Raw genomic sequence first — 13,072 nt, forward strand, 5'->3', positions numbered from 1 at the left:
ATTACATTTCTTCTCCGAAAAAGATCGCATTCATCAGTAATTTATTTGTTCCATACCAGAATGCTCTAAAGTTAGTATTGTCTGTAAATAAAATAACTTCTCCTCTTCCAGAACTTTGATGTACAAAAGGCCTGGTTTCTGACATTGCTTTTAGATTGATCTTGCTAATGTATCCAGATTGTAATGGGTTTTTAGTATACTGAATTGGATTTCTATAACTCGTCGAATCTGATTTTACAAAAATGGTCGTGTTTCTAAACATAGAGATACGATCGTTTACATATCCAAAATTGATAGGATGAGAACGATCTTGCTTTGCTTCAAAAATAGCACCTCCAATAACTTGTGCGCCATTAAAATCTCCACGTTGTTCAAAATTCACATTCTTTGCTGGATTTTTTGTTTTCTCAAAAGCGATAGAAAGCATTTTGCTTTTTTCAAGCCAGTTGGCTGCATTACGATAGCCTATAAGGGTACCTCCTTGTTGTACCCATTTTTTTAATTTTTCTGTTTTTCCTTTGTCAAGTACTCCACCAAAAGCGTGAGGGATAATAATATCTGTATAGCGGCTTAAGTCATATCTATTCAGGTTTTTGATATCTAGTTTTGTTATTTTCATATCATAACGAGTATCAAATAAATGCCAAATTTCTCCTGCATCATGTGGATTAAAACCTTCTCCAAGAACAATAGCAACTTTTGCAGGTTCTAAAGCCCTAAATTGATTACTTCCCAAATCTATTCCCTCGGTAAGTCCTGTGCTCACAGCTGTAATATCAACCTGCGTATCTTTAGAAATGTCACTTAAAAAACGGCTGAGTTCTTGTGCATTCATTTCTTGATTTTGAACAGGAATTAAGATCGTTCCATAGTCATAGGAATTACCTTCTAAGGTAAATTGCTTCATTCCTACTTTAGCTCGTAATCCAGCATTTAGAATTTTATTAAGCGCTTTAGGGGTATAGTACTCGTGCCATTGCATTAAGTATCCATAGGTACTTGTAGTGACTGCTTTTGGAGCGCGTTTTTGTAGTTCTTGAATAGCAGGTCCAGCATTTGCTGTCGATGCATTTTCGGTAAAGTTAAGTCCAAAAGAAAGCGGGAAGGACCAAGCAGAGATGTCGTAGAAGAGACTATCTTGAAATGTAGTTCGCTTTTCAAACATGGCTTTGATAAGTCTGCTTTGTCGCTGACTTTTTGGTACAATGTAGCTATAGCCTTTTTTGTATTCTTTTCCGCTTTCGCGAAAGCTATTACCCACTTCATGTACTTCTATTTTGTGTCTTTTAAGAATCTCAGCAAGGTGATATGCACTTGCGGCATCTTTTTCAGTTCCAAATGCGTATGCGCCACCTTTTGATTCACTACGAGCATTGTTGAAAAAATCTCGTTGATAATCAAGTAATTCTGTTCGCATGCCTTGTGCAGCTTCTAGTGTAGAAAGTATGGCTGTAAATTGATTTCTAATAGTAAACGGAAATTCTAGTAATCCGTTGTCTGTTTCTTGTGCATGTCCTCGCGAACTTGCTTGCTCAAATAAGATTCCAATTCCTCCATTGATATCTGGAAATGTAGACCCTTTTCCATAATAAAAATCATCAAAACTTTCTTCTGTATAATATAAACTTCCAATTTTATTAAGTGCCGAAGCATGATATGTTCCAATCTTCTTCGTAAGTTCTTGATTGAGTTTAGGAGTTAATGGATGTGTGCGTGATTGTATTCCTGGTTGAAAAAAGAAGGTAGCATTACTTCCCATCTCGTGATGATCTGTTAGGATATTTGGATACCAGTGATGAAATGTCTTGATACGCGCTCTAGACTCTGGTAATTGTACTGGTAACCAATCGCGGTTCATATCAAACCAATAATGATTAGAACGCCCTCTAGGCCATACTTCACTATACTCACGATCTTGTGGATCTGCATTAATGTTTGCGCTTTTATTTGTATTTGCCCAATACGCAAAACGTTGTAACCCATCAGGATTAAATGAAGGATCAAAAAGGATGACCGTGTTTTCTAGCATAGCATCAATTTTGCCCCCTTGAGCGGCAGCTAAATAATAAGCTGCTACCAAACCTGAATTTGCTCCAGAAGGTTCATTTCCGTGAATGGATAGCCCTTGATAAACTACAATAGGCATATTTGAAGTAGAGAGTGATGTACTTCCTTTTTCAGTAAGTTTTATATGCGCTGTACGTATGTCTTCTATGCGACTATGATTAGAAGGAGATGTAATTGTAAGTAATAATAATGGACGACCTTCTGCAGTAGTCCCTCTGTTTTCTATAGTAATACGATCACTAGCTGCAGCTAGGATACGCATATATTCTGATAACTTATCATGGCTTACATGCCATTCACCAGGAACAAAACCTATAATGCTCTCAGGTGTTGGTATTTCTTTATTATAAGAAACGTCCTGTGGTAGGTAATAGGACATATCTACTTTTCCGCTTTGAGCAAAAGAAATTGATACCGATAAGAATAGCGTGGCAATAACGTAAAATAAACGCATAGTAGTAAATGTAATTTTAGTGAGTTGTTTTGGTCAGTTTTAAACTGAAGCATTAAAAATAAGGTAATTTTTAATGAAGAATATAAAAAGTACAGGTTTTAACGGATAATTAGTTGCATAACTCTTAAAATACGCGCTATCATTTTTAATACTCTAATCGACCATTAAGGTTTTTAATGATCCAAACTATGTTGGTTATTCCTGAATTCTAGATTACTTATAGGCTTGTATTGTTTTTATAGAGTTATTAAAACATATCTATTGTTTGAGATTTGTAATTTTTTTGTTTTTGAGAAATAAAAAAACAGCTACTTGAAAAGTAGCTGTTTTTTAAATACTGTACGGGGGTATAGTGCAGGATTTTTTTAATCAATATATGATTATATATCTTCAAAATTTACATTAGTAAAGCTCTCAGCATTTGGTGTCTCAGCATTATCCTCTGCTCCATCATTATCTTGGGCAACTTCTGGACGCTGATAATCACTTTGATGACGATCGCTTATAACTTCTTCTCCTTTTTCTTCAAGGATATAGCTTGTCATCTCGTTTAAGATATCTGTAAATCCAGAAAAATCTTCTTTGTATAAGTAGATTTTATGCTTCTTGAAGTGAAATGATCCGTCATCATTTGTAAACTTCTTACTCTCTGTAATGGTTAAGTAATAATCTCCAGCTTTTGTAGAGCGTACATCAAAGAAATATGTTCTTCTACCGGCTCTTAGTACTTTAGAAAAAATCTCTTCATTATCACGCGTATCATAATCACTCATAGTTAATATATAGTTTTAAGTTTTAGTAATTCTTAGCTCAAAAATGATAAAAAAAAGAATGTCGCCCAATTTTTTTTTACATTTCTTTCTCATCAAGTTGTTTTAGATATAGTTCTTTATAGTATCCTTTTTCCTTTATAAGCTGATTATGAGTGCCTTTCTGGATTATTTTTCCTTCGTCTAGAATTATAATTTGGTCAGCATTTTTTGCAGAAGAAATCCTATGACTTACTATAATTGTGGTCGTATTTTGACTAAATGTGTTAAGGTTTTCTAGAATCTGTTCTTCTGTTTCGGTATCTACAGCACTTAATGAATCATCTAATAGTATCAATTTTGGTTTGTTTATAAGTGCTCTTGCAATAGATACTCGTTGTTTTTGCCCTCCAGATAATGTGATCCCTCGTTCTCCAAGGATTGTATCATATCCATCTTTAAATTCATTAATATTTTGATGTACAACTGCTGCTTTTGCATAAGCAATTACTTCTTCATCGGTTGCTTTTGTCGCACCAAATTTTATATTCTCTTTTATAGTGTCGGAAAATAAGAAGGCATCTTGAGGAACATATCCTATAGATGCGCGTAAATCATTTAAATTAAGCTGTATTAAAGGGGTATTGTCAATACGAATTTCTCCTTCAGTCACATCGTATAACCTACTTATAAGTTCAAGAATAGTAGATTTTCCAGAACCAGTACGCCCTATGATAGCAATTGTTTCTCCTTTTTTAATAGAGAAGCTTACATTTTTGAGTGCAGTAATATGAGTGTCTTCGTAAGTAAAACTTACATTATCAAATACAATTTGACCTTGAATAGGAGTAGAGTCTTCTGTATGATTTTGTATTTCTGGTTCAATTTTTAGAAATTCATTAATTCTAACCTGAGAAGCTTCTGCCGCTTTTATGATAGATGTAACCCATCCCACAGTAGCCACAGGCCAAGTAAGCATGTTTACAAATATGATAAACTCTACAAGGGTACCAAAATCGGCAATCGTACCATCAATAAATTGTTTGCCTCCTATATATATAACAAGTAAGTTACTAGCTCCTATGAGTCCAATCATTAAAGGAAAAAAGAGTGCTTGTACCTTTACTAAATCTAAGTTCTTATCCTTACTATCATCACTTAATTGTGTAAATCCTTTAAATGTATGAGATTCTAGAGTATATGCTTTGATTACAGAAATACCGCTAAAAGACTCTTGTGTAAATGTTGTTAGTTTAGAAAGATATTCTTGGACAATTGTACTACGCTTATGAATCTCTCGGCTCAACTTATAAATTGCAATAGATAGTATAGGTAAAGGAATGAGTGTATATAAAGTAAGACTTGGTGCTGCTGTGTACATATATGGAATTACAGTTGCAAAAAGTACAAGAGCCGTAAGCATATACATAATGGCTGGCCCTACATACATACGTACTTTTCCTACGTCTTCACTAATACGGTTCATTAAGTCCCCTGTTCTGTTTTTCTTATAAAATCCTAAGGATAATCTTTGGTATTGCGCATAGATATCATCTTTAAGATCTGCTTCAATAAAACGTGAGACAACAATGATGAGTTGACGCATTAAAAACGTAAATAACCCAGATAAAAGAACAGCTCCAAGTAACAGAAGAAGAGAATGCTTAAGGTCACTTTTTAATTGAGCATATGTTATTTCATTACTATAATGAGCTTTAATAACATCTACAGACTCTCCAACTAGTGTAACCACTGTCACAGCAAAAAAGCGTGCAGCAATGATGGTAAAGATCCCGATAATAAGTCTCCATTTATAACGTAAGAAGTAGTGGTTTAGGGTTTTAAGTGCTTTCATTTAAAAAAGGCAAACATCTATTTTATTAATAAATTCGCATTTTAACTGCATTTTTGCAGTAACAAATTGAACTATTCATTATTTTTACACTCTTATTTTTAGAAAACAACAATAAATTTATCTTAATAATTTATGACTGCAGATATACTTACCCCACAAGAGCTAAAAAAAGTAAATCCAGTTTTTGGACAGCCTTCTTTTAATGATCATGAACAAATCGTTTTTTGTAATGACAAAGATACAGGTTTAAAAGCAATCATAGGAATACATAATACAGTTCTAGGACCAGCTCTTGGAGGTACACGTATGTGGAACTATGCTACAGAATGGGATGCCCTTAATGACGTGTTACGCCTTTCTAGAGGAATGTCATTTAAGAGTGCAATTACTGGGCTTAATCTTGGAGGAGGAAAAGCAGTTATTATAGGAGATGCCAAAACACAAAAGACACCAGAGTTAATGAAACGTTTTGGTGAATTTGTTCATTCTTTAAGTGGAAGATATATCACCGCAGAAGATGTTGGTATGGAAACTGCCGATATGGATCTTGTACGTGAAGTGACTCCCTATGTAACTGGGATTTCAGAAAGTAAAGGTGGAGCAGGTAATCCATCGCCTATTACTGCGTATGGTGTATTTATGGGAATGAAAGCAGCTTCAAAATTTGCATACGGATCAGATAATTTAGAAGGACGTACTGTTGTAGTACAAGGTATTGGTCATGTAGGTGAAGTCCTTGTTGAACATATTACCAATGAGGGAGGAAACGTTATCATAAGTGATATAAATGAAGCTCGCTTACAAGAAGTAAGTAAAAAATATGGAGCAGAAATTTATAGAGGAGATGATGTGTATAGTATACCTATGGATATTTATGCTCCTTGTGCCTTAGGAGCTACCGTAAATAATGATACTGTAAATAAATTACAAGCAAAAGTGATTGCAGGTGCTGCAAATAATCAACTTGCAGATGAGAACATACATGGATCTCTACTAAAAGAGAAAGGAATTGTATATGCCCCAGATTTCTTAATTAATGCTGGAGGTATTATTAATGTGTATGCAGAACTTGAAAATTACGGAAAACAAGAAATCATTCGTAAAACAGAAAATATTTTTGATACAACACTTGAAATCTTCCGTACTGCAGAGTCTAGTAACATTACAACACATCAAGCAGCACTTAAAGTTGCTATAGAACGTATTGAAGCACGTAAAAATCAAAAATAAGTAGGAATACTCCTTTTAAAAATATGTATTTTTGCAGGGATTTTGTCAAAGACGATAAAATCCCTTTTTTATTTATTTAAAAGAAAAAGTTCTTTGTTGCTATGTTGAATAGAAGACACATTCGAGTGAAGGTGATGCAAACCATATATGCTATGGGATGCAAGGAGAAAAATGATCTCCAAGTAGAGGGTAAATTTGTAAATGATAGTATAGCACAAGTCTATAATCTGTATCTTTTGATGCTAGATATGATGGTGGAAGTACACGCTTTCGCGAAAGCGCACTCAGAAAAAGTATCCAAAAAAATTCTTGCTACCGAAGAGGATAAAAATCCTAATACTAAATTTATTGAAAACGAAGTTCTTGTAAAATTGAGTGATAATGCTTTATTACAAGATGAACTCGACAAGCGTAAGCTTAAAAACTGGCGCATGGATGATGAATATGTTGCCGTTATATATAATGAACTTGTAGAAAGTGAATTATACGATGCTTACATGAATAATGAGGAGGCAGGATTTAAAAGTGCAAAGAATTTTATTATTAAATGGTATACAGAACTCATTGCTCCTAATGATAAACTATACGATTATATAGAAGATAATAGGCTTACTTGGATAGATGATTTGCCAATTGTAAATATGGCAATCCTTAAGCGATTACAAAAAGTAAAACCTAACTCTCCTGAAAGTCTTTTTCTTCCTAGTTTATTTAAGAATGACGACGATAGAGGGTTTAGTATAGAACTGCTAGAACGTACAGTAAGTAATAGTGTGTTTTTAAGTGATGAAATAGAAAAAAATACACCCAATTGGGATAAAGAACGTATTGCAGATGTCGATTTTGTACTTATAAAAATGGCTTTATGTGAGTTTTTAAAATTCCCGTCAATTCCTGTAAAAGCTACAATTAATGAATATTTGGAAATTGCTAAAGAATATTCTACACCTAAGAGTAGCATCTTTATTAATGGAATACTTGATAAGCTTGTAAAAGAGTATGAAAAAGGAAATAAATTTATGAAAGAAGGTAGAGGCTTGGAATAATTATGCAAGTATCTCTCTTTATATTCTTATAAAGATTTTATAAGATAAAAATCTAAATGCTAGAAAGACTACTTCCTATTCATAGGATATAACTATTTTTAGTATTTTTGCTTTAGAACTATATTAATTAAAATTATAAAAAATGAAAAAAGGTATTCTAGTATTAGGTGTACTAACAGCTATGATCTTTACATCTTGTAAAGAAGATGCATCTAGTAAAGTAAAAGAAGAAAACATTGAAGTAGCTGCAGCACGTGATGCACAAGCGACTGAATTTCCTGTAATGACTTTTGATGAAACTGAATATGATTTTGGAACCATTGAAAAAGGAAGCCCAGTTGAGCATAAATTTACATTTACAAATACAGGAAAAGCTCCTTTAGTAATTGTAGATGCAAAAAGCTCTTGTGGATGTACAATTCCTGAGTATTCTAGAAATCCTGTTGCACCAGGAGAAAAAGGTGAATTACTTGTAAAGTATAACGCTAGTGGTACAAATGCAATTACAAAATCAATCACGATTACTGCAAATACTGAAAAAGGTAAAGAAGCATTAAAGATTAAAGCATTTGTAAATGCACCAGCTGCACCAGCAAGCAAATAATATATGGGTGATTTAGGACAACTTGCAGGACCACTCTTACTGTTTACGGTATTTATTATATTCTTTATAGTATTACCGCAACGTAAGAAAATCAAGCAAGAAAAGAACTTTGATAAAGCTCTTAAAAAAGGTGATAAAGTAATCACTAAAAGCGGTTTGCACGGAAAAGTATTAGAATTAAATGATAATGGTACGTGTGTTCTTGAAACAGGAGCTGGAAAAATGAAATTTGAACGTTCTGCAATTTCTATAGAAATGAGCAGTAAACTCAATACTCCAGTAGTCGAAAAAAAATAAGAGTACTTTTATTTAAGTAAAAAAAGAGCTATCCATTTGGATAGCTCTTTTTTTGTGCGCTATTTTTTAAAACCTACAATGTATTTACGATCATACATTGAGATGCAATTATATAATGAAATAATGATTTTTAGAATACTATAAAACGATAAGCATATGAATGATATTATTAAACGATTTGTGTATTTAATCGTTTTATTGGTGTATTTTGTCGATTTTTTTTTAAATTATTCGTATTTTTAACAAGATATTAATACTCATGCTAACAATAACTCATGAGGATGTGAATAATTACCTCATAATTACTTATATCCAAAATATTTAAATCATTGATGTTATAATGTTATGATTATGGTATTAAAAATTAGTAATTCCCTAAATTTTAAAAAGAATCAACTATGAACAAAAAAGTACTCGCGCTATCTATTCTCGTTTTGGGAATTATTAGTTTCTTATTTTTTTATGGAGAAAGATCAGAAGAAAAAGAACAAACCCAACCTCAAACATTACAATCTGTAAAAACAGAGAAGAAAGAAAAAAAAACAATTGAAGAAAAGCAACGAAGCGTTGAACAACGCGCTGCGTTTGAATTTGACATGCAAAAAAACCCTGCGACAGGGTTGATTCCTAGAGAAGAAAAAGATGTAGAACTTCAGGTTGCCATAAGAGAGAAGAATACGAGTTTAACTACAAACTCAAGCTCAAGAGCTTTTACAACCCCTTATGAATCTAGAGGACCTTCAAATCTTGGAGGACGTACAAGAGCACTTGCTATAGACCTTAGTGATGCTACTGGTAATACCATGTTAGCAGGAGGAATAAGTAGTGGTGTTTTTAGAACTACAGATGGAGGTACATCTTGGACAAAGGTATCTGAAGATGACGATATTCATAATGTAACTGCTATAGCACAAGATCCAAGAGTTGGATTTCAAAATATCTGGTATTATGGAACTGGAGAAGTGTTTGGAAATAGTGCAGGTATAGGAAATGCGTTTTACTTAGGACAAGGAATCTGGAGATCTGTAGATAGCGGAGTGACTTGGACACAATTGCCAGGAACAGGTTCTACATTTGAAATTTTTGATTCTAATTTTGATATTATTAACTCTTTAGCTGTACATCCAACTACTGGAGAATTATTTATTGCTGCATTTGGTGGTATATTTAGATATGATGGAACTAATTTTAATCTAGAGGTTAATGCATCTTCAGCTCAGGAAACTGATGTAAAGATTACTTCTACAGGAAGAGTATTTGCTTCTGTGGCAGGTACTAATGGCTCTCAAAATGGTGTTTATACATCTCCTACAGGTACAGGAAGTTATACACGTATTGCTCAGAACGGGTCTCCTGCAGGATGGGCGTCTACAGGAAGAGTTGTATTAGGAATTGCACCATCAGATACAGATGTAGTGTATGCTTTATATAATAATGGACAAACGTCTAGTGTTGTACCTATTCAAATAGAAGCAGACTTATGGCGCTATGATTTAGGAACAAATACTTGGACAGATTTTTCTGGAAAGCTTCCAGATGAGGCAGGTGGAGACTTAGGAGGAAATGATCCTTTTTCTATACAAAGTGGATATGACCTTGAAGTGTCTGTAAAACCTGATAACGAAGACTTTGTCGTGATAGGAGGTACTAATGTATATCGTATAGCAGATATTGTAACTGATGCGACATTTGATCGTATAGGTGGGTATATCAGTAATTTAAGTTTTGCATCTTATGGTTCTGGTGATGCCGCAGCTAATGACGGTGATACGCATCATCCAGATATTCATGATTTGGTATTTAGTCCTTTTGATGCAAATACATTGCTTTCTGGAACTGATGGCGGTGTACATACAACCGATGTTACATCGGGAACAGTACGTTGGACAACACTTAACAATAACTATCAAACGTATCAATATTATCATGTTGGGATGGATCCTCTGGATGGAACAGACTTTGTCATAGGAGGAGCACAAGATAATGGTACTTCATTAGGTGGCGCTGCAGGATTAACAGGGGTAGGTAGTAGTACAGAACATCTTGATTTTTTTGGAGGAGATGGTGTTGCTGCAGCTATAGGAAGAACAGGTAATGGTCCTTTAAATTTAGCAGACATTCAATTATACTTAGGAGCTCAAGGTGGAGACATTTTTACATTTAGAAATTCTGGAGCTTTTTTTGCTAATGTTAGACCTACAGGAACAACCAGTAGTATTTTTGTTACCTATTTTTACTTAGATACAGAAACAAATACATTGTATTATGCAGATGGGACAAATTTATATAGGACTCTTGATGGACCTACAGTAACTTCAGCAGTTTCTGCAGCTTCATGGACGGATATAGGAACCTTATCTACGGCTCAAAATATACGTAGTATGGCAGCTACAAGAGGAGCATATAGCACTGCGAATAGTTTTACACTGATTGGAGGTGAAAATGGAGGCGTTTTTAGACATCTTAATCCTCGAAATACCGACCTTAATACAGCAGATAATATTACACCTGGAGGCGCGTCTACAGCTGTAAATTCGGTAGTAAGTGGTGTCGCAATACACCCTACAGATCCTGATATTGGAATGGTCGTCTATTCTAACTATGGGATTAATAATATATATGTAACGTCAAATCTAACAGAGACAAACCCTTCATGGACCCTTGCAGAACGTAACTTATCGTCACATTCTATACGATCGGCAGCGATTACAGAAGTAGATGGAGTGATTACGTATTTTGTAGGTACAGCAAGAGGGTTGTATTCTAGTACAGATCCTACAACTGTAGATTGGAGACTTGAATCTCCTGATCAAGTAGGACTAGCTATTGTAAGTAGTTTGGTATATCGCCCTGGTGATAATATACTGCTAATTGGAACCCATGGTAATGGAATGTATCAAGCTGACTTAAATTCTTGTCCTACAACCACGACTTATACTATCGCAGGAGGATGGGATAATGGAGCTCCTACAGCTTCTGTAAGAGCGATTATAGCAGAAAGTTATGATACGTCAGATGGTGGTTTAGGTAGTATTACTGCTTGTGAACTTACGATCAGTGCTGGCGCTATACTTACTGTAGAAGACGGTACTTTTGTAAGTGTTCAAAACGATATTACTGTAAATGGTACACTAGATATATCTAATACAGGGAGTGTGATACAAGTTTTTGATGCTGCAGAGACCTTTAATAATGGAAACATTAGTGTAGAAAAAATTACACCTACAATCGATGATCGCAATTATGTAGCCATGAGTAGCCCTATGACTGCCGAGACAAGAGATGGCGTATATGGAAATTCTAGAGCTGTATTTAGTATCATTCCAGCTAATTTTGTGCCTTTTGATATTGATCTTATGACATTTCCAGAATTTGTTGGAGCAGAGAATTTCCTTGATGATGATAACGATTATTTATTACCAGTTACTGGAAGCACTGCTTTACCAGATGCTGGAATAGGTCAACTTATTTTTCCTCAACCAGCACCTAATGTAGGAGATGGAGCTTATACGCTTACATATACACAAGGGACTTTAAACTCAGGTGCTATTTCTGTGCCTATTACTTATAATGGTCCAGCTACTATAAATAACTATAATATTTTAGGAAATCCATATGCATCTGCTATAGATGTTACGGCTTTTATAAATGCAAATAATGCTGTAAACGAAGTCTATTATTGGGATCATATTTCTGGCCCTTCTTCGGCTTTACCAGGAGCAGGAACGAGTAATTTCTCTATGAATGATATTTCTGTACGTAATGCTATGATGGGAACTGTTGCCGTAAATGGAGGCACAGCACCTACCCAATTTATGTCCTCAGGACAAGGTTTTGGTATTAAAGCACAACAAGATCAGGCTTTAAATACTACCCCGGTAGTGTTTAATAACAGTATGAGGGTTACAGGTAATAATGATGGTTTTAGAAGTAATGAAGCGGTATCAAATAACTCTTTTGATAAACTATGGTTAAATCTTACAACATCTGCTTATGACGAAGCTGTCTCGCAAGCTGGTGTTGGATTTACAAATCTTGCAACGCCCGAATTTGATAATGGGTATGATACAAAAAGACTTGGAACCTTCTTATCATTATTTACGAATCTAGATGGGGAACAACTTTCAATTCAAGGACGTGAAGCTTTCCATACACAGATAGAATTAGATTTAGGATTTGCTACTACAGTAGAGGCTGAAGAAACGTATACAATCAGTATAGATCATTTTGAAGGAACAGGGCTTGAAGAAGCTCCTATATTTATTATAGATAACCTTCTTAATACTATTACAAACCTTAAGGAAACACCGTATACGTTTACAGCGACTAAAGGAATACAACCAGATCGCTTTATTATAGTATTTGAAGAGAGAGAAGTATTGAGTACAGAAGACGAAGTAATAGCTACAAATGATATCACTGTATATCCTAATCCAGCTACAAGTGAGATCACACTAGGTTATTCTGGAACTAAGCAATTACAAGAACTTGTTATTGTTAATGTGAATGGACAAAAAGTACAGCAAATTGATTTGAGTAACTTTAATCAATCTCAACAATTTGATATACGTATACTTTCTACTGGAATATACTTTATGCAAATTGTAAGTGAAGACGAAACCATTGTAAAGAAGTTGATTGTGAAATAATTACCTTCTAATGTTATACATTTTAAAGCCCCTTTGTAAAGGGGCTTTTTTTATGAAAAAAATAAAGTACTGTAAATCAATTTAATAAATAGGTGTTTTTACGCGTGTTTGCTATTTCTTT

At 34.3% G+C, this 13,072-nt stretch carries 8 protein-coding genes; 5 read left to right on the forward strand and 3 right to left on the reverse strand.

All coding sequences use genetic code 11. The features are described from left to right. Position 1: 1 nt before the first annotated feature. The 3 genes from ABJD27_RS04840 to ABJD27_RS04850 all read right to left on the reverse strand — a co-directional run bounded on the left by ABJD27_RS04840 (position 2) and on the right by ABJD27_RS04850 (position 5,125). Positions 2 to 2,521: a M14 family zinc carboxypeptidase gene (locus ABJD27_RS04840; RefSeq protein ID WP_348169596.1), complete on the reverse strand. Its 2,520-nt coding sequence runs from the start codon at positions 2,519 to 2,521 to the stop codon at positions 2 to 4. A 380-nt stretch (positions 2,522 to 2,901) separates the two neighbouring features. Then, the gene (locus ABJD27_RS04845) at positions 2,902 to 3,294 is read right to left on the reverse strand and encodes a PUR family DNA/RNA-binding protein (RefSeq protein WP_348169593.1); all 393 of its coding nucleotides are present in this window, start codon (positions 3,292 to 3,294) and stop codon (positions 2,902 to 2,904) included. A 76-nt stretch (positions 3,295 to 3,370) separates the two neighbouring features. Further along, positions 3,371 to 5,125, reverse strand: a complete 1,755-nt coding sequence (locus ABJD27_RS04850) for an ABC transporter ATP-binding protein (RefSeq protein WP_348169590.1) — start codon at positions 5,123 to 5,125, stop codon at positions 3,371 to 3,373. A 132-nt stretch (positions 5,126 to 5,257) separates the two neighbouring features. On the opposite strand from ABJD27_RS04850, the gene ABJD27_RS04855 reads away from it, so the two are divergent. The 5 genes from ABJD27_RS04855 (at position 5,258) to ABJD27_RS04875 (ending at position 12,951) form a co-directional block, all read left to right on the forward strand. Further along, entirely contained in the window at positions 5,258 to 6,355 is a 1,098-nt protein-coding gene (locus ABJD27_RS04855) for a Glu/Leu/Phe/Val dehydrogenase (RefSeq protein WP_348169587.1), read from the forward strand. A gap of 101 nt (positions 6,356 to 6,456) precedes the next feature. Next, complete coding sequence (locus tag ABJD27_RS04860) at positions 6,457 to 7,401, forward strand: transcription antitermination protein NusB (RefSeq protein ID WP_348169584.1); 945 nt, start codon at positions 6,457 to 6,459, stop codon at positions 7,399 to 7,401. A 142-nt stretch (positions 7,402 to 7,543) separates the two neighbouring features. Further along, entirely contained in the window at positions 7,544 to 8,005 is a 462-nt protein-coding gene (locus ABJD27_RS04865; RefSeq protein ID WP_348169581.1) for a DUF1573 domain-containing protein, read from the forward strand. A 3-nt stretch (positions 8,006 to 8,008) separates the two neighbouring features. Next, positions 8,009 to 8,302, forward strand: a complete 294-nt coding sequence (gene yajC, locus ABJD27_RS04870) for a preprotein translocase subunit YajC (RefSeq protein ID WP_348169578.1) — start codon at positions 8,009 to 8,011, stop codon at positions 8,300 to 8,302. 398 nt (positions 8,303 to 8,700) lie between these two features. After that, positions 8,701 to 12,951 (forward strand): T9SS type A sorting domain-containing protein, encoded by a 4,251-nt coding sequence (locus tag ABJD27_RS04875; RefSeq protein WP_348202002.1) that lies wholly within the window; start codon positions 8,701 to 8,703, stop codon positions 12,949 to 12,951. The last annotated feature ends 121 nt before the right edge of the window (positions 12,952 to 13,072 follow it).

It is taken from the genome of Dokdonia sp. (genome assembly GCF_039945015.1).
Taxonomy (GTDB): domain Bacteria; phylum Bacteroidota; class Bacteroidia; order Flavobacteriales; family Flavobacteriaceae; genus Dokdonia.